Below are 17,580 nucleotides of genomic sequence, written 5' to 3'. Positions count from 1 at the left end.
CAGAAGGCGCAAAAGGGGGAGTGGTTACGCGGAGCGGGGCGGTAAGTGGTAGATTTCGCTCTCCAGCTCGCTGATGGCCTGATTATACCCGTTACGGTCGCCGAATCCGCTTTTAATGATCTCCGGCAGCGTACCCATGCTGTCGAACGGCTTGAGCTTCAGCACCTGAATACTCTCTATCTCCTGCACGCCCGCGTCGGCGTATTTATCCAGCAGCGTATTCAGCACCGCCTGCGCGGCGTCGGAGTATTTGGTGAAATAGTTGCGCTTACGCACGTTCTCCGCCCGCTCTTTGCGGGTTAACGGCGGCTGACCATACACCACGTGGCACAGCATGTCGAACGGGTCGAGGTCTTTACCGACCTCTTCCGCCAGCACTTCCCAGATGATGCCTTGTTGTTCCAGTTCCTTGATGATGGCCTCTTTGCGCTCAGCGTCCAGCCATTTGCGGGTGAAATCATCCAGCGAGGCGTACTCTTTGAGCAGCGTTTTGCGGGTGTAGTCTTTAAAGGATTCGGTGACCAGCTTGCCGTCGGCATCGTAATACTGCACGCGCTGGGCGATCACGCCGACGGCCACGCCGTTGACGTGGAACTTCCGCACTTTGTTCTCGTCGTCTTCCGGCAGCGGGCCGACATCATCTGAACCGGTGACGGTATACGGCGCGGGATCTTCATTGGCACCGATGATGTCGTCTTCGGCTTCTTCCTCGTGCTCGTCGAACTGCTCTTCAAAATCAGACTCCGGGTCGGCGATATCTTCCGGCGTGGTATCCATCACCTTTTCCGGGATGCCGTCGAAGCGTTCGTCGGCGAACAGTTCGGTGGCCTTTTTGAAGTCGAGGATGGTGAACCATAGCTTGCCGTAGCGTTCATCGATGCGGGTGCCGCGACCGATGATCTGCTTGAATTTAGTCATCGACTGAATGTTTTGGTCCAGCACCACCAGTTTGCAGGTTTTGGCATCCACGCCGGTGGTCATCAGTTCGGAGGTGGTGGCTATAACCGGATAGGCTTTTTTGGGGTTAATAAAGTTATCCAGTTGGGCTTTGCCGATGTCGTCATCGCCGGTGATTTTCATCACGTACTTGTCGTTCTTTTTCACCTGTTCCGGGTTGAGATTGACCAGCGCGCGGCGCATTCGCTCCGCGTGATCGATGTCGTTACAAAAGATGATGGTTTTATCCATCGGGTTGGTGCGTTTGAGGTAATCGGTAATGGTTTTGGCCACCAGTTCGGTGCGCTCATCAATCACCATCGTGCGATCAAAATCTTTCTGGTTGTAGATGCGGTCGTCAATCAGCTCGCCGTTTTTATCCGCCTGGCCTTTGGTCGGGCGCCAGCCCTGGAGATCGACGTCGATATCGACGCGCACCACTTTATAAGGGGCAAGGAAGCCGTCCTCGATGCCTTCTTTGAGCGAGTAGATATACACCGGGTCGCCGAAGTAATCGGTGCTGGAGACTTCATGAGTCTCTTTCGGCGTGGCGGTTAGGCCAATCTGCGTGGCGGCGCTGAAATAGTCGAGGATTTCGCGCCACGCGCTGTCTTCCGAGGCGCTGCCGCGATGGCATTCGTCGATCACAATCAGGTCGAAGAAATCCGGGGCCACCTGTTTAAAGGCTTTTTGATCTTCTTCCGGGCCGGTGATGGCCTGGTACAGCGCGAGATGGATTTCAAATGCCGGGTCGATGGTGCGCCCGGTGACCTTAGTCATCGCCGTGCCAAACGGCAGGAAGTCGTTGTTTTTGGTCTGATCAACCAGAATGTTGCGATCGGCGAGAAACAGGATCCGCTTCTTACTTTTCGCTTTCCATAAGCGCCAGATAATCTGGAAGGCGGTGTAGGTTTTCCCCGTTCCGGTCGCCATCACCAGCAGAACGCGGTTCTGCCCGGCAGAGACCGCTTCAATCGTTTTATTGATGGCCTGTAGCTGATAGTAGCGCGGCGCTTTGCCACTGCCGTCATCGTAGTAGTCCTGGGTAATAACCGGAAGCTGAGTTTCGGTGTAACCTTTCCAGACGCAGTATTTTTGCCACAATTCGTCAGGCGTTGGGAATTCGTCGAGGGTAATTTCTCGCTCAATCGCGCCGATTGCCGTTTTATCGTGGAAGATAAAGCCATCGCCGTTAGAAGCAAACGCAAAGGGAACGTCCAGCAGGTGGGCATAACCCAGTGCCTGCTGCATGCCTTTGCCGATTTCATGTTTATTGGCTTTGGCTTCGATCACCGCCAGTGGCATGTTTAATTTGTGATACAGCACGATATCGGCAGATTTCACCGTTCTGCGCGCCGCGACTTTGCCGCGCACAATGACCTTACCGTCCCGGAGTTTGACCTCTTGTCTGATTTGCGTTGTGTCGTTCCAGCCAGCATCAAGGATGGCGGGCATAACGCGTTTGGTGATGATGTCTGCTTCCGTCAGGGTACTCAGGTTCAGGTCAGCCATTGGGGATTCTCATCAAATAGCGATGCGCGAATTCTACACAAAAAATCAGATGAAATCATTACACGCTATGTGCATTATTGGTGTTAAGTCTCTGTTTTAGATGAATTCGTGAATTCTGTACCCAACATATAAGGTTTTAATATGGAAGTTATTAATATTTGGAGATCCTTTCTTAAACATTTTAAACAGAAAAAATTAGACTCTGCGGTGGTTGTCTACGGCATGATCGCAATCTATTTAATTCCCTATAAGTTTCCTTTAAAAAGTTACCTGGTTGCATTTCTTTTTATATCTATTCTGATATTCTCTTGTACTCAAGAAAATCGAGTCAGGGAATATATTAGTTTCTTTATACGTACAGACAATAACTATTTATTGACTCGGTTTGCTGGTATTCTATCGCTAACTGCATGGTCAATTTTTTTGCTTTTGTTGTTGTCTGCTAATGTGTTTGTTAACACCATAACGTATTGGTTAGCAATTTTATTTTCAGTCTCTATCCTCATTAGTAGCATTTTGACTGTTTTAGATCTTGCCAGAAATAATACAGCAAAAACCCTTAAGGTAATCGGCCTGGCTGTTACCGCATTTTCAGGTATTTTTGCTTTTACTAGTAGTTACTCTGCCAGCATTTTCTGGCAAATTAGTAATCTGGCGCTATCCTCTTCTCCGTGGTTAGAATATTGTTGGAAAGCCACCGCATTTCTTATGTTTTTCTTGTGGTTATCACAACCTATTTGCTATGGGCTATTTTTGCGTTACGGTGATAAAGCAAAAGGGTATCGAATCTTTACATTAACGGGTGCCTTTATCATGTCAATATTTTTGTTTCTGCTTGTTCCTATGCTGATCGGTGATGCCGCTTATTTTGTGCTAAAAAAGACCATCAACTATGAATGGCGTGATGAAGCAAAATGTGGTGAGCTAAAAATTAAGAATAAAAACGAAAAGTATTTTGGTTTTAATACTAATAAATATACTGTCTTTTATTCAGATAAAAATGAAAAATGGGGGTTCTATGAGCTTACCTGCAAAAAAGGGAGTGACAGGAGAGATTCTTATATTGTAGAACCTTTGCCGGAATATAATATACCCTCGTGGTTAAGGTAGCTTGTATTTATCCTTATGTGGTGGTGTGCTGGTGATGGGAAGAGTACGACAACGGCGAATGGGGTGTTTCTTATCAGCTCAGCAGGGGCCATCATCCCGTGATGGCCCTGATACGCATTACTTCTTCAACCCCGCAAACGCGGCTCTGATCTCATCTTCCGGCAGTTGAATGCCGATAAACACCAGCGTGCTGTGCGGCTGTTCGTCGCCCCACGGGCGGTCCCAGTCGGCGCTGTACAGACGCTGGACGCCCTGGAACAGCAGGCGGTTCGGTTCGCCTTCAATCCATAGCATTCCTTTGTAGCGCAACAGTTTCTCGGCGGACTCCAGCAGCAGGTTTTCCATGACGCGGGAAACGTCGCTGATGTCTACCGGATAATCCAGCTCCACCACAATTGATGAGATATCGTTTTGTTTGTCGGCGATAAAGTGGAAGCGCGGTGTGGCGCTGACTACGTTCTCCTCCAGCATAAAGCCGTTGGTGTCGAACAACAGGGAGAGGTCGATATCGCCGTGCGTGACGGTGTAAACCGGAGCGCGGGCGTTGATGCGCGCTAAGCGTTCACGCAGTTTTTCGCTAACTCCCGCCACGTCGGTTTTGGTCAGCAGGATGCGGTCGGCATAACCGACCTGCGACTGGGCGATGGTGAACTGGTTCATCTGATCGTCGGCGTGTACCGCATCGACCAGCGAAATCACGCCGTCCAGCAGGTAGCGCTGGCAAATCACGTCATGGGAGAAAAAGGTCTGAATGATCGGGCCGGGGTCGGCCATACCGGTGCACTCAATCACCAGACGGTCGAAATGGATGTTGCCCTGGTCGAGGTTGTCGAGCAGGTCTAACAGCGCGTCCTCCAGTTCACTGGAGCGGGTGCAGCAAATGCAGCCGTTAGTCAGGGTTTTGATCTGGGTGGCGCGGTCGCCAATCAGCTGATCGTCAACGGAAACTTCGCCGAATTCGTTTTCGATAACGGCAATCTTGTAGCCGTGCTTTTCGTTAAGAATGTGGCGCAGCAGGGTGGTTTTACCCGCGCCGAGAAAACCGGTGAGTAGGGTAACTGCAATCGGGGTCATCAGTGCCTCCATTAACAGCAGCGCATGCCGCCTTTTCCGTCGCCGCCGTAACGTGCCTGCTGGCGCTCGCGGAAGAATTCTTCATAGCTCATGTACGGCTTGTCTGGATGGTTGGTTTGCATATGCTCGACATAGTTGTCGTAGTCTGGAATGCCAATCAACATCTTCGCCGCCTGGCCGAGATATTTTTTTGCCTGACCTAAGTTACCAAACATTTTCTCATCCAGATATGAATAAAGCCCAGCGAACCGGGCGTTGGTTTTGCCGGATGGCGGCTTGCGCCTTATCCGGCCTACGTTAACTGCATTTTGTAGGCCGGGTAAGCGTAGCGCCACCCGGCATCCGATTAATGGTGTGAAGAGGTCTTCACGCCGCCTTCCGGCACCGGTACATACGGCGTCTCTTTATCGGTACGACCGTTGATGGTGCGGGCTTTCTGCCAGGTACGGAACCCATAGAAGATGATGCTGTACACCACTACCAGGAACAGAATACTCAGGCCTGCGTTGGTGTAGTTGTTCACGACGATGTGGTTCATATTGGCAATTTGCTGCGCGGTCAGTTCGCTGCCGTTGGCAATCTTCTCTTTGTACTGGTTAGCCATGTAGAAGAAGCCTTCCATCTGCGGGTTGGTGCTGAACAGTTTCAGACCCAGCGCCCAGGTGGTGCAGATCAGCAGCCATACTGCCGGGATAACGGTAACCCAGATGTATTTGGTGCGCTGCATTTTAACCAGTACCACGGTGCCCAGAACCAGCGCCACAGCGGCCAGCATTTGGTTGGAGATACCGAACAGCGGCCACAGGCTCTTCACGCCGCCCAGCGGATCAACCACGCCCTGATACAGCAGGTAGCCCCACAGACCGACGCAACCCGCAGTACCGATGACGCCAGCAACCAGAGAGTCGGTTTTCTTCAGGAACGGGACGAAGTTACCCAGCAGATCCTGCAACATAAAGCGGCCGGAGCGGGTGCCTGCATCCAGCGCGGTCAGGATGAACAGCGCTTCGAACAGAATACCGAAGTGATACCAGAAGCCCATGTCAGCCATCGGCAACACTTTGTGGAATACGTGAGCGATACCGACCGCCAGCGTCGGTGCGCCACCTGCGCGGTTCAGTACCGACGGTTCGCCGATGTCTTTCGCGGTTTGCAGGATCTGCTCAGGCGAAATCACAAAGCCCCAGGAACTGACGGTTGCCGCCGCGTGCGCGGTGACGTCTTTCAGCTGCGCCATAATCAGCGGCGCGTTCTCGCCACCCATTTCGTGCAGGTTCGGCATGGTGATACCGAGGCCCGCTGGCGGGGTGTTCATCGCGAAGTAGAGACCCGGTTCGATGATAGACGCCGCAACCAGCGCCATGATCGCCACGAAAGACTCCATCAGCATTGCGCCATAGCCGATGAAACGCGCGTCGGTTTCACAAGCCAGCAGTTTCGGCGTCGTACCGGAAGAGATCAGCGCGTGGAAGCCAGATACCGCGCCACAGGCGATGGTGATGAACAGGAACGGGAACAGCGCGCCTTTCCACAGCGGGCCGGTACCGTCGATGTACTGGGTCATCGCCGGCATTTTCAGCTCTGGGTTGAGGATCAGAATCCCCAGCGCCAGACCGACGATAACGCCGATTTTCAGGAAGGTTGCCAGATAGTCGCGCGGGGCGAGGATCAGCCATACCGGCAGCAGTGCGGAAATAAACGCGTAACCGATCAGCGCGAAGGTAATGGTGGTGTCTTTAAAGGTCAGCGCCGGGCCCCAGTACGGGTCGTGCGCAATCACGCCGCCGAAGTAAATAGAGGCAACCAGCAGCACGATGCCAATAACGGAGACTTCACCCACACGTCCCGGACGCAGGAAGCGCATGTAGATCCCCATAAACAGCGCGATAGGTACGGTTGAGCAAACGGTGAAGACGCCCCACGGGCTTTCGGCCAGCGCTTTTACCACGATCAGCGCTAGTACCGCGAGGATGATGATCATGATTAAGAAGCAGCCAAACAGGGCGATGGTACCCGGCACCGGGCCCATCTCTTCTTTGATCATCTCACCGAGAGACGCGCCGTTACGGCGGGAAGAGATAAACAGCACCATGAAGTCCTGTACCGCACCGGCCAGCACTACGCCCGCCAGCAGCCACAGCGTACCCGGCAGGTAGCCCATTTGCGCGGCCAGAACCGGGCCGACCAGCGGGCCGGCGCCAGCGATAGCGGCAAAGTGGTGACCAAACAGTACGTAACGGTTTGTCGGGACGTAGTTCAGGCCGTCGTTATTAATGACCGCAGGCGTAGCACGCGTTGGGTCGAGTTTCATCACCTTCTGGGCGATGTACAGGCTGTAGTAGCGATAAGCCACCAGATAAACAGAGACGGAAGCGACCACGATCCACAGGGCGCTGACGTGCTCACCTCTGCGTAAGGCGACGACCGAGAGGCAGAATGCACCGATGATTCCAAGAATCACCCAGGGTATGTGCTTGAATATCTTTTTCGTATCCATAGTAAAACCTGGTTTTTAAGATTAATAATTGGCCGAAGCCGTTGGGTTTGAGTCTGTGTTTGAGGAGGTAAATTGACTGCTATGCTGAGGTGATCCTGCCAGAGATACGCGCGCGTAAAGTAAGGTAAATAAGTGAGTGGTTATATGTGGGCTTAAGCGGTCAGGAGTGTCAGTGAGTGGTTTTTCCGACGGAGGGATGCGGTCATTTATGTGATTGAGATCACTAATTAAAATCCAGCATTTCTTTTTCGTCGATCGTGAACGGAGAATCATTCGTGCTGATATCGTCCCAACCAGTACGAATTCGGTAAAGTTTTCCCTTTCCAGGCCGAAAATTCTGGTATCTGTCTAGCGGAAAGAGAAAACATGTTAAAACGAATCAAGATTGTGACCAGCTTGCTGCTGGTCCTGGCAATATTTGGCCTTTTACAACTCACCTCAGGCGGTTTGTTCTTTAACTCATTGAAGAATGACAAAGAGAACTTCACCGTTCTGCAAACCATTCGTCAGCAACAGTCCACGCTGAACGCCAGCTGGGTTGCGCTGCTGCAAACGCGAAACACCCTGAACCGGGCGGGTATCCGTTACATGATGGATCAGAACAATATTGGCAGCGGCGCGACCGTTACCGATCTGATGCAAATTGCGACGACCTCTCTGAAACTGGCGGAAAAACACTGGGCTGAGTACGAGGCGTTGCCTCGCGATCCGCGCCAGAGTGAAACGGCGGCAGTGGAGATCAAGCGTAACTACGATATCTACCATAATGCGCTGGCGGAGCTGATCCAGCTGTTGGGCGCAGGTAAGATCAACGACTTCTTCGATCAGCCCACTCAGGGTTATCAGGACGGTTTTGAGAAGCAGTATGTTAACTACATGCAGCAGAACGATCGTCTGTATGACATTGCGGTAGAAGATAATAACCGTTCATACAGCCAGGCGATGTGGGTACTGGCGAGCGTGTTAATCGTTGTGCTGCTGGTGATCGTCGCCGTCTGGTTCGGTATTAAGCTCTCCCTGATCGCGCCGATGAACCGTCTGATCGAAAGTATTCGTCATATTGCGAACGGCGATCTGGTGAAACGCATTGATGTGGAAGGCTCTAACGAAATGGGACAACTGGCGCAGAGCCTGCGTCATATGCAGGGCGAGCTGGTTCGTACCGTCGGTGATGTGCGTAACGGCGCGAATGCGATTTACAGCGGCGCCAGCGAAATCGCGATGGGCAACAACGATCTCTCTTCCCGTACTGAACAGCAGGCCGCCTCTCTGGAAGAGACCGCCGCCAGCATGGAAGAGCTGACCGCCACGGTGAAACAGAACGCCGAGAACGCGCGTCAGGCCAGCCATCTGGCATTGAGCGCGTCTGAAACCGCGCAGAAAGGCGGTAAAGTGGTGGATAACGTCGTGCAAACGATGCGTGATATTGCTTCCAGTTCGCAGAAAATTGCCGACATCATCAGTGTGATCGACGGTATTGCTTTCCAGACCAACATCCTGGCACTGAACGCGGCGGTAGAAGCGGCGCGTGCGGGTGAACAGGGTCGTGGTTTTGCCGTGGTAGCGGGTGAAGTTCGCAACCTGGCACAACGCAGTGCGCAGGCGGCGCGTGAGATCAAGAGCCTGATTGAAGACTCCGTCAGCCGTGTGGATGTGGGCTCAACGCTGGTCGAAAGCGCCGGTGAAACGATGGATGAAATCGTGAACGCGGTGACGCGTGTGACCGATATCATGGGGGAAATCGCCTCGGCATCTGATGAGCAAAGCCGTGGTATCGACCAGGTTGGCCTGGCGGTAGCGGAGATGGATCGCGTTACCCAGCAGAACGCCTCGCTGGTGGAAGAGTCTGCCGCCGCCGCTGCCGCGCTGGAAGAGCAGGCCAGCCGCTTGACGCAGGCCGTTGCCGTATTCCGCATTCAGCAGGAACAGCAGCGTGCGCGTGATGCCGCAGCGGTGAAACCGGCTTCTGCGTCTGTACTGCCGCGTAAAGCAGCCGTCGCGGATAGCGGCGATAACTGGGAAACCTTCTAAGCCGTCATGCCGGATGGCGCTGGCGCTTATCCGGCCTACGGGCAGGGAGCTGCTGTGTTGCCGGATGAATCCGGCCTACGGTATGGATGCGGTGCTATGTAGGCCCGATAAGGCGACAGCCGCCATCGGGCGCTTCAAACCAGCCTCAGGCGCATGGCGCAGCGTGATTCATACGCCAGACCGTGCGCCGCTTCTTCCTCTCGCTTTTGACGTAACCCTGGCGACAGGCGCTCATCATCCAGCACCACAAATCCCATTCGCGCATAGAGCGGCTCATTCCACGCCACGTCCCGAAAGGTGGTAAGCGTCAGCGCATCAAAACCGCTGCTGCGCGCCTGCTCCGCGACGTATGCAATCAGTTGACGGCCAATGCCTTTTCCCTGCCATTCACGCAGCAGAGACACCTCGGCGATAAACAGCGATGAATCCAGCGCTTCGGCCAGTAAAAAACCGACAGGACGCTCATCGGCCAGCGCCAGCCAGCTCAATCCTTTTGCGGCGTGTTCCCGGTGTTGTTCAACTGAAATAACAGGGCCGTCGGCTATCCATGCCAGCGCAGGCACGTCCCGAAAGCGTTGACCCGCAGAGCATTCAATGGCGGGCATGACGGTGATATCAGCCAGCGTGGTAGGGCGAAAAGTCATCTTCATGCGCGGGAGTATAGCGTGGATTGCGCAGACCCGATAAACGTTGTGTTATCGGGCCTGTACTAAATTTAGCCTTCGGCATTCACCACTTTAATCTCAACCATCCCGATACCCAGCTTACGCGGGGAGTGGCCGAGAATATTGCCTTCATTGGTCGATACCGGGTCGGGCGGCACAATCACCAGCGTACTGGCATTTGACGGGTTATCAAAATGCAGCGTTGTTGTGGTGACTTCGTTCTCTAACACCAGCGTCTGTTCTTCCTTGCCTACGCGAACAGGAATAGGGCGATTAGCATTCGCGCCAAAGGCTTTGGCGGTGATCACCAGATCGAATTTCTTCGGTAACGGCGTGTTGTATTCAATCTTCACCTCATCACCCAGTTGCGCATTAGACCAGCGCCCCCACGATTCCGGTCGTGAAATCCCGCTGAACTGCTTCACCTCTTCCGGCGCGCCAGCCACGTTAAAGATAAAACTGTCGGCTTTGTAACGAATATCGTTATCGACGATCTTCAACGTATCAACGTTGCCTTTGTAACGCTCCATATCGATAACCGTATCTTTAAACGCCGTTTTGCCTTTCCACTGTGCTTTATCGACGTGCTGGACGCTTTGTTGCCCGCCCAGTTGCCCTTGTGAAACGCACCAGTCGGTGGAGAGCGCCAGCTCCGGCGCCCACAGTTGCGCCATTTTGTAGCAGCGATCGACCCAGACGAAGTTATCGCGTGGGGCAAAATTAGCCAGCTGGAAACGCAGCGGGGCGGAGTATTCACTTTCCGGCAGCGGTTCGACGCGCTTATCCGACACTCGCAACAGCAGCGGCAGGCGGAAGTGGCTCCCTGAGAAAGCGATCATGTCTTTATCCCGATCGACGGTAAAATCCTTCATCTCTTTCGGGAAGTTCCACAGGCGAATAATGTCCGGCTTCATCGCCAGGATCTTCTCTTTGCTGTTCAGGAAGACTTCCGACAGCGACTGGCCGGAGAGGCTGCTGCGCCCCAGGCCGATAAAGTTATCCCCGCCCAGAATATCCAGCACGGTCGCGCCGTTATCCATCGTGTTGCGTTTCACCGCCAGCGTATCCTGCTGAGGCTGGTCGCCGCGCAGCACGAAAAACAGGTTGTTGCGATCCTGTTTGTTCAGGTACTTCCACGCGGTGTTGTTCATCGCCAGATGGTCGGAGGAAACCACGATGACGGTATTTTTAAACCACGGCGATGCTTTGATTTTATTGATAAATTCGGCAATGTTCTCCTGGCTGCAACTGACGGCGCTAAAGGACTGGTTCGGCTTACCGTCGAAGTCGTAACGCTTGCGGTTACAGGTGCGTGAGATAAACCCGTCCGGGTGGTGAGTATCCACCGTCAGCGTAAACAGCGAGAAACGCTGGCCGGAGCGAGAGAGTTCTTCAAACTTTTTCCATGCTTCGTCGAGCACCGTATCGTCGTAAAAGCCCCAGTCGTTACGATAGCTCGGGTCAGCCACCACGGTTTTTAACTCTTCCGCACCATACAGGTGGTCGAAACCGTGGGATTTGAGGAACACGTCTTTTCCGGCGAAACGCAGATTTGCGCCCTGCACAAAATAGTTCTGATAGCCGGAGTTTTTCAGGATATCGCCCAGGCAGATATTCTGCGGGAAGAAGCTGGATACGGAAGCCGACGCGTTGCCTTCAAACGGCGCAAACAGCGGGATGCCGCACTGCGAGGCGACCATTCCGGCGATGGTGTAATCTGTGCCCGGCAATTGCATGGTGTGGCTGAAATCCAGCCCTTCGTTTTTCAGCGCTCCGAGTTCCGGCGTGAGATCCGGGAAGGCATCGTTATCAAAATAGGTGCGCTCCAGGCTTTCACCGTAGATATAGACCAGGTTGAGCTGTGGATTCGGGATCGTTTTCGACGGTTCTTTGTAATAAGCCGGGAAGTCCGGGTCGCCATCGCGCGACTGGGATTTGACCAGTTCGGAGATCTGGCGAAATGCCGGGCTGGCATCCACCGATCCCAGCGCCAGTAAGAGCGCCAACAGGCTGTAGCCAAAATGGTGAGGATGGTGGCGACGCCTGCGCAGAACCCAGCCTAACGCGCCAAATACGGCGGCCAGCGCAAGTACGATGCCGGCGCCGGGCAGAATATATTTGCTGACGCCGGCACCCGTCAGGCTGTTGGTCAGCGTGTAGAGAACCGCATCGTTAATGCCGTCACCGGTAAAGTAATCACTGGCATAGAGCGTAATATTTAAGACAACAAAAAGCCCAAGTACCGCTAAAATGGCGGCAAACCACCAGGTGTTGCGACCCGCTTTCCACGCATAAATCAGCACGGACGCGAGAAACAGGGCGATGGAAAGTAACTCAGACAACTGATGATCCTCAATAAACCCGCATTCGGCAGGCGGCGTAATCTCTTTTCAGGACATACAATGTAATGGCGATGTCATATTGCTGCAATTATGGTGACATTAAAATGTGCAGTGATTAAGAATTGGTTTAGAACCTGGCTTTTTTGATCGTCGTCACTTCCCGTGATGCGGGGAAGGCGAGACAGAGAGAAGTAGAAAGAGAGAGGTCAGGCCGCGCTCAACGCTAAACGGTTGAAACGCGGCATGTTGGCGCATCAGGAAATGAAGTTCATCCCCTGTTTTAACACCAGGTCGCAGGCTTTGGTTTTCACTTTTTCCGCCAGCGGCGTGCTGCCAATATTATCCAGGCTAAGCTGTTCGCCGTTTTGGGTATTCAGCAGACCCTGAATGCCATCCAGATAATTGGTGTCCTGCTTCTGTTCGGCGGCGCCAAGTCCCAGTTTATCCAGCACCTGGTTTTTAACGTTTTCCGCATCGGTAACGGAAGTCAGTTTCTGTTTCGCGCAATACTGCAAAATACCCGCCGCGTTGTTCATGTTATCAGCGCTTAATGCCTGATTGCCGCCATTCAGCAGGCTGGTCAGGGAAGACAGCGACATGCCGCCCTGCTGTGAAGAGCTGCTTTGTTTGCTCAGTTCGCTGGCGGCGCTGGAGAGAGAATCCTGCCAGGACGCGGCGAAGGCGCTGGTGGCGATAAACGCGCTGGCGGCAACCGCGCAGCACAGAAGACGTTTTGTGGTTTTCATCGTTATGACTCGTGTGTGTGTACCTTTCGTCGCAGTATAGCGCTTGCCTGGGTCGGAATGGTCTTAATACTCTTTGCCGGTGACGCGGCTACGGTAGCTTTCCCAGTTGAAGATCACCCACAGACTGTTTCCCAGACGCATACGATCCATTACGCGTTCGCCAAGGAGTTTGGTCATCTCATCCATATTGCTGTTGGTTAACATCCCGGTAGGGCGTTTGGATGATGAGCGGCGATCGACGATCTGGTTGATGATCACTTTTTCATAGCGGGATTCGGTCTGCATGCCGATCTCGTCGATCACCAGCAGATCCACATTGCTGAGATCGTTGAGCAACTGCTCTTCGCTGGTTTCGCGATTGCTAAAGGTGCCTTTCATCGCGGACATAATATCGGCGACGGTAATGATCAAAACCGATTTTCCGCGCAGCAGCAGTTCATTGCAGATTGCCGCCGCGAGATGGTTTTTCCCGGTGCCGGGTTTGCCCGAAAAGATAAAGCTGGCGATGTTGCCGTCGAACTCTTCGACGTACTGCCGCGCTTTGCTCAGCGCGTTCATCTGCCCGTCGTTCTCAACACGATAGTTATCAAACGAGCAGTTTTGATGCAGCGGACGGATGCCGGAACGGTTGAACGTGCGCTGCATTTTCATCGCCCGGTTTTCACGCGCCAGCGCTGCCGCACGCATTTCGCCTTGCTCTTTCTGCCATGCCAGCAGTTCTTCGCCCGTTTTGAATGCAGGCTCAACATTTGCTGGCATCATTTTTTGCAGACGTTTCATCAGGTCGCCAACGTTTTTCATCGTTACCCTCGAAAACCAGGTGGAATATGGTCGTCAGGTTCGCTGACGTTGTTCACATCACGTTTCGGCATACCGCCGTTACTGGCCCGGCTGATTTGCACGCTGCGCGCCAGCTTTTGCTGCCACTGGATGTGGTGAAAAATCTTACCTTCCGCTTGCCAGTAAGCCACAAACGAGGCCAGCTCTTCGGCGGTGACGGGTTCCCTTAGCGCGACGCCCCACAGCGCAGCCTGCCGCTGGAAGTCAGCATCCGGCTGCCAGTCTGCGTACATGGCGAATTTCCCCAGCGGAACGGCCACAGGCGCGGCCTGGGAGTCTTCGTAGAGTTGAGCATCCAGTGTGACATCGCTTCCCGGACGCGATAACTTTTCCTCCAGTGCCAGCAGTTCCGCCAGACGTGCCGGCGTCACGGCATAAAACGCAGGCGCGTTATTGGCGAAGACCGCCACCGCGCCGCTTGCCGATTTTGCCAGCACCGCGTTGTGATCGTGTAATAAGGCGTCAATACCGATGACGTCCGGGGTCAAAATTCTGGAAGACATAATGTTTCTCAACAGGGAACCACAACCGAGAAGGAATACTGTTTTTATAGTAACACACAGACGGGAGATATCGGCAGGGTGAGGGAAAGCAGCCTCACCCTGCCTGAGCGCAGGGAGAAAAGCATCATACCCGTGGGCGTTTGCGATACAGCCACAGACCGGGAACGGAAAGCCCGATGGAAAGCGCGCCGACAATAGAGGAGGCTTTCAGGAAATTGGTCAGCAATGTGATCATCAACGGTTCGCTGTAGCCAAAGTGGCTGATTTTGACGGCGGAGATCATTGCCGTATAGGCGGATATCCCCGGAAACATCGGGATGACTGCCGCGACGGTAAAGACTTTGGGGTGCGCCAGATACCAGCGTGACCACTGAATGCCGATGCTCCCTACCAGCAGCGAGGCCATAAATGTTGACCATTCGATATTAAACCCGGCGGTCATCATCACCATGCGTGAGCCGTGGCCCAGCGCGCCGAGCAGCGCACACCAGGGGAGCGCCCGGTGCGGCACGTTGAACACCATCGCAAAGCCCACTGCCGGGATTGCGGAGAGAATCATGTCCTGCATCAGCGCCAGAAGAAAATCGATTACACCCATCCGCGTAGCCCCCACAGCGTCATCGACATCACCACGCCGACGCACGTCGCCAGCGTTAACAGACTGGCAATCGCCCAGCGCGCCAGACCGGTATTAATGTGGCCCTTAAACATATCCGCGACGGAATTAATCAGCGGAAACCCCGGCACCAGCAGTAAGACGCTGGCGGCCATGGCGATGGTCGGGGTATGGCTGAAAGTGGGCAAGCGAAGCAAAAGGCCGGAAATGGTAGTGGCGACAAAAGCGGTGACGCAAAAGTTGATTTGTGGGTGTAAATGCCGGTGCGCCAGCATCTGGCGAATATACATCGCCACCATGCTGGCGAAAAAGGTGATCACCGCGCCATCCCATCCGCCGTTATTCAGTTTGCAGAAGCAGGCGCAGGAAAGCCCGACCATCAGCGATACCAGCCACCGCGGGTAGCGCAACGGTCTGAGCTGGCTAAAGCGCTTCTCTACGCCTTTTATATCCAGCAAATTATGTTCGGCCAGGATGACAATATGCTGCACCTCCGTGACAACGTGCATATTAATGCCGCGATCCTGGTTCTTACGTGTCGATGTCAGACACTGCCCATCTTTAATGGTGGTGAGAACGATAGCGTTGGAGGAGATGGCGCTTTCCACGCTGTCCATCCCTAACGCCAGCCCCAGGCGGGTGGAGAGTTCATCAACCAGCGCGCTCTCCGCGCCGTGTTGCAGTAAAAAAAGCCCGCATTGAATACATAACCGTGTAACCGTTCGCTGTAACGACTGCTCTGTTTGCATGACTCGCCCTGACTGAAAAGACGCGTTGCGTACCATCTGAATGACGAAAGTCTTCTTTGTATCATGAAGCCCGACCCTTTTGGCTCTGGCTAAGATCAATTTTGTGATGAAAAAAGAGGCAGGATGCCAGACAATCAGTCGCTGAATGTCATAATTGCAGTATATTGAATGCCTTACGTCGGACGTGAATGACAGGGAATGAAGTATCGTCTGTAACCTCTGAAATTAATGAGACGATATTCTTTTCTTGTGCTTCCTGAAAGCATAACTATCTGATGCGAAACATAGCGTGAGTTTATTAAATTCCCCTTGCATATGTTAGAAATGCTAATGATCTAATTTAGTTAATTTAATTGTACCGCAATTATTTTTAGCGGTAATTATGCAATAATAGTTTGGTGATTTTATACTATGCGGATCATTGTATAGAGTCGTTATTGCTATAACATTTCAAATAAAAGCCAAGGATAAACAATTCACTTCGTCTATTACCACGTCTGTTTTTCTCATTAATTATATTATTTATTAATGAGTGAACAGGAGGGGAGACCTGTGGATATGGAGGAGATATGTTGCCAGGATGCCGCAAAAACATAATTATTATCAGTAAAATACCTGTTATACAGACGGGGTTAAAAGAGGTGGTGCAGGGCCATTTCCCTGCTTATGAACTGATGTACTGCCGTTCCGTAGAAGAACTGACATTAATGCAGCTGCGCCGCTCCGATGTAGTGATTACGGATTTAACGGGAGAATGTAAACATCCCCGCGCTGTCTGCGAGCAATTTTACGCTTTATTATCTCAATACCATGATATTCACTGGGTATTTCTTGTTTCCCGTGCGTTTTACTCACAGGCGATTGAGCTTCTGATGAGCCCCTTCAGTACGTTGCTGTCTGACGTTGAACCGGTTGAGAATCTGGTAAACGTGATTGAAGCAGGCAATGCCCATACGGACAGGATCAGTAAGACGCTGCTATCTCCCGCTCTGCCAGATGTCTCGAGTTTTGGCCATCGTCCGGTTGTTCTTACGCTGTCGGAACGGAAAGTGTTACGGCTTCTGGGTAAGGGTTGGGGGATTAATCAGATAGCGATGTTGCTTAAGAAGAGTAATAAAACGATTAGCGCGCAGAAAAACAGTGCGATGCGACGTCTGTCAATACACAGCAATGCTGAGATGTATGCCTGGATAAACAGTTCTCAGGGAGCAAGAGAATTGAATTTACCTTCAGTTTATGGAGATGCTACTGAATGGAAAACCGAATTGCCAAGGGAAATGTCGCACTCATAGAGAAGTGCGTAATGAGCAGTATTGGAATGAAGAGTTTATTTGACGCGTTTCCTGATTGCCAATATAAACTTCATATTTTTCCAACTCAATCTGCTTTCCAGAAAGCGATGTTAAGTACTCCCTTTTCCGTCGTTATTTTTTCACTTTCTGCGATGCGGGAAGATCGCCGGATGGGGCTGGCTTATCTGGCGGAACTGGCTGTGAATTTTCCTCGTGTGCGCCGACTGGTCATCGCGGATGATGATGCGGAAGCCCGGTTAATTGATTCGCTGTCGCCTTCGCCGTTAGATGGGGTCTTAAGTAAAGCGTCGTCACTGGCCAGTTTGCAGGAAAAGCTCTTTTTATTATTGAACAGTAAGCGAGAGGTGACGGAACACACTCTGAACCTCTGGTATCTCAATCAGAGTCGAATGATAAGCCCCACTGAGCGTGAAATTCTGCGTTTTATGTCGAATGGTTATTCGATGCCACAGATAGCCGTCCAGCTGGAACGCAATATCAAGACGATTCGCGCCCATAAATTTAATGTGATGTCTAAACTGGGCGTCAGCTCAGATGCCGGATTGCTTGATGCGGCGGATATCCTGCTGTCTCTGCGCGCCGAAAAGCCGGGTCGCTTATCCGCGTAATTCTGTAGTCGCTCTGTATTTACAGGTTGCTTGTGCCG

General features: G+C 52.7%; 15 protein-coding genes. 4 read left to right on the top strand and 11 right to left on the bottom strand.

What is annotated here, in order from left to right; genetic code table 11:
* Window positions 1-24 precede the first annotated feature (24 nt).
* Complete coding sequence (gene hsdR / locus OGW17_RS01840) at window positions 25-2,448, bottom strand: EcoAI/FtnUII family type I restriction enzme subunit R (RefSeq protein ID WP_071257466.1); 2,424 nt, start codon at window positions 2,446-2,448, stop codon at window positions 25-27.
* Between the two features lie 141 nt (window positions 2,449-2,589).
* Here hsdR and OGW17_RS01835 point away from each other — a divergent pair, with 141 nt between their 5' ends.
* Window positions 2,590-3,558: a hypothetical protein gene (locus OGW17_RS01835; protein ID WP_071257468.1), complete on the top strand. Its 969-nt coding sequence runs from the start codon at window positions 2,590-2,592 to the stop codon at window positions 3,556-3,558.
* Window positions 3,559-3,675: 117 nt separating this feature from the next.
* Here the strand turns inward: OGW17_RS01835 and yjiA are convergent, their stop codons facing one another.
* From yjiA to btsT, 3 genes are all read right to left on the bottom strand, one after another.
* Complete coding sequence (gene yjiA, locus OGW17_RS01830; protein ID WP_049008293.1) at window positions 3,676-4,632, bottom strand: GTPase; 957 nt, start codon at window positions 4,630-4,632, stop codon at window positions 3,676-3,678.
* An 11-nt stretch (window positions 4,633-4,643) separates the two neighbouring features.
* A complete protein-coding gene (locus OGW17_RS01825; protein WP_024130742.1) occupies window positions 4,644-4,847 on the bottom strand; it encodes a YbdD/YjiX family protein in 204 nt (67 codons plus the stop codon).
* 131 nt (window positions 4,848-4,978) lie between these two features.
* The gene (gene btsT, locus OGW17_RS01820; protein WP_047459136.1) at window positions 4,979-7,129 is read right to left on the bottom strand and encodes a pyruvate/proton symporter BtsT; all 2,151 of its coding nucleotides are present in this window, start codon (window positions 7,127-7,129) and stop codon (window positions 4,979-4,981) included.
* Window positions 7,130-7,495: 366 nt separating this feature from the next.
* Between btsT and tsr the strand changes: the two genes are divergently transcribed.
* Window positions 7,496-9,160, top strand: coding sequence for a methyl-accepting chemotaxis protein (gene tsr, locus OGW17_RS01815; protein ID WP_012134223.1), 1,665 nt, complete (start codon window positions 7,496-7,498; stop codon window positions 9,158-9,160).
* Between the two features lie 134 nt (window positions 9,161-9,294).
* Here the strand turns inward: tsr and OGW17_RS01810 are convergent, their stop codons facing one another.
* The 7 genes from OGW17_RS01810 to OGW17_RS01780 all read right to left on the bottom strand — a co-directional run bounded on the left by OGW17_RS01810 (window position 9,295) and on the right by OGW17_RS01780 (window position 15,621).
* A complete protein-coding gene (locus OGW17_RS01810) occupies window positions 9,295-9,810 on the bottom strand; it encodes a GNAT family N-acetyltransferase (protein ID WP_071257470.1) in 516 nt (171 codons plus the stop codon).
* Window positions 9,811-9,875: 65 nt separating this feature from the next.
* A complete protein-coding gene (gene opgB / locus OGW17_RS01805) occupies window positions 9,876-12,167 on the bottom strand; it encodes a phosphatidylglycerol--membrane-oligosaccharide glycerophosphotransferase (protein WP_058668532.1) in 2,292 nt (763 codons plus the stop codon).
* A gap of 254 nt (window positions 12,168-12,421) precedes the next feature.
* Complete coding sequence (locus OGW17_RS01800) at window positions 12,422-12,913, bottom strand: YjjA family protein (protein WP_058668533.1); 492 nt, start codon at window positions 12,911-12,913, stop codon at window positions 12,422-12,424.
* 63 nt (window positions 12,914-12,976) lie between these two features.
* The gene (dnaC, locus tag OGW17_RS01795) at window positions 12,977-13,714 is read right to left on the bottom strand and encodes a replicative helicase loader DnaC (RefSeq protein WP_049008305.1); all 738 of its coding nucleotides are present in this window, start codon (window positions 13,712-13,714) and stop codon (window positions 12,977-12,979) included.
* 2 nt (window positions 13,715-13,716) lie between these two features.
* On the bottom strand, window positions 13,717-14,256 hold the full coding sequence (gene dnaT / locus OGW17_RS01790) for a primosomal protein DnaT (protein WP_049008309.1): 540 nt from the start codon (window positions 14,254-14,256) through the stop codon (window positions 13,717-13,719).
* Between the two features lie 124 nt (window positions 14,257-14,380).
* A complete protein-coding gene (locus OGW17_RS01785) occupies window positions 14,381-14,854 on the bottom strand; it encodes a threonine/serine exporter (protein WP_012134217.1) in 474 nt (157 codons plus the stop codon).
* Entirely contained in the window at window positions 14,845-15,621 is a 777-nt protein-coding gene (locus tag OGW17_RS01780; protein WP_047459113.1) for a threonine/serine exporter family protein, read from the bottom strand. The genes OGW17_RS01785 and OGW17_RS01780 overlap by 10 nt, the downstream gene beginning before the upstream one ends.
* Before the next feature lie 569 nt (window positions 15,622-16,190).
* Here OGW17_RS01780 and OGW17_RS01775 point away from each other — a divergent pair.
* Window positions 16,191-16,913: a LuxR C-terminal-related transcriptional regulator gene (locus OGW17_RS01775; protein WP_012134215.1), complete on the top strand. Its 723-nt coding sequence runs from the start codon at window positions 16,191-16,193 to the stop codon at window positions 16,911-16,913.
* On the top strand, window positions 16,874-17,542 hold the full coding sequence (gene bglJ / locus OGW17_RS01770; protein ID WP_049008312.1) for a DNA-binding transcriptional activator BglJ: 669 nt from the start codon (window positions 16,874-16,876) through the stop codon (window positions 17,540-17,542). The genes OGW17_RS01775 and bglJ overlap by 40 nt, the downstream gene beginning before the upstream one ends.
* Window positions 17,543-17,580: the final 38 nt, after the last annotated feature.

This window comes from Citrobacter sp. CK181 (assembly GCF_030333595.1).
In the GTDB taxonomy this organism is placed as follows: domain Bacteria; phylum Pseudomonadota; class Gammaproteobacteria; order Enterobacterales; family Enterobacteriaceae; genus Citrobacter_B; species Citrobacter_B koseri.
The sequence above is the reverse complement of the archived record's forward strand: the minus strand, read 5'-3'. Positions and strand labels throughout refer to the sequence as shown.

Coding starts and splice junctions, on each gene's coding strand:
- hsdR (WP_071257466.1), bottom strand. CDS start 2,448: ATGGCTGACCTGAACCTGAGTACCCTGACGGAAGCAGACATCATCACC.
- OGW17_RS01835 (WP_071257468.1), top strand. CDS start 2,590: ATGGAAGTTATTAATATTTGGAGATCCTTTCTTAAACATTTTAAACAG.
- yjiA (WP_049008293.1), bottom strand. CDS start 4,632: ATGACCCCGATTGCAGTTACCCTACTCACCGGTTTTCTCGGCGCGGGT.
- OGW17_RS01825 (WP_024130742.1), bottom strand. CDS start 4,847: ATGTTTGGTAACTTAGGTCAGGCAAAAAAATATCTCGGCCAGGCGGCG.
- btsT (WP_047459136.1), bottom strand. CDS start 7,129: ATGGATACGAAAAAGATATTCAAGCACATACCCTGGGTGATTCTTGGA.
- tsr (WP_012134223.1), top strand. CDS start 7,496: ATGTTAAAACGAATCAAGATTGTGACCAGCTTGCTGCTGGTCCTGGCA.
- OGW17_RS01810 (WP_071257470.1), bottom strand. CDS start 9,810: ATGAAGATGACTTTTCGCCCTACCACGCTGGCTGATATCACCGTCATG.
- OGW17_RS01800 (WP_058668533.1), bottom strand. CDS start 12,913: ATGAAAACCACAAAACGTCTTCTGTGCTGCGCGGTTGCCGCCAGCGCG.
- dnaC (WP_049008305.1), bottom strand. CDS start 13,714: ATGAAAAACGTTGGCGACCTGATGAAACGTCTGCAAAAAATGATGCCA.
- dnaT (WP_049008309.1), bottom strand. CDS start 14,256: ATGTCTTCCAGAATTTTGACCCCGGACGTCATCGGTATTGACGCCTTA.
- OGW17_RS01785 (WP_012134217.1), bottom strand. CDS start 14,854: ATGGGTGTAATCGATTTTCTTCTGGCGCTGATGCAGGACATGATTCTC.
- OGW17_RS01780 (WP_047459113.1), bottom strand. CDS start 15,621: ATGCAAACAGAGCAGTCGTTACAGCGAACGGTTACACGGTTATGTATT.
- OGW17_RS01775 (WP_012134215.1), top strand. CDS start 16,191: ATGTTGCCAGGATGCCGCAAAAACATAATTATTATCAGTAAAATACCT.
- bglJ (WP_049008312.1), top strand. CDS start 16,874: ATGGAAAACCGAATTGCCAAGGGAAATGTCGCACTCATAGAGAAGTGC.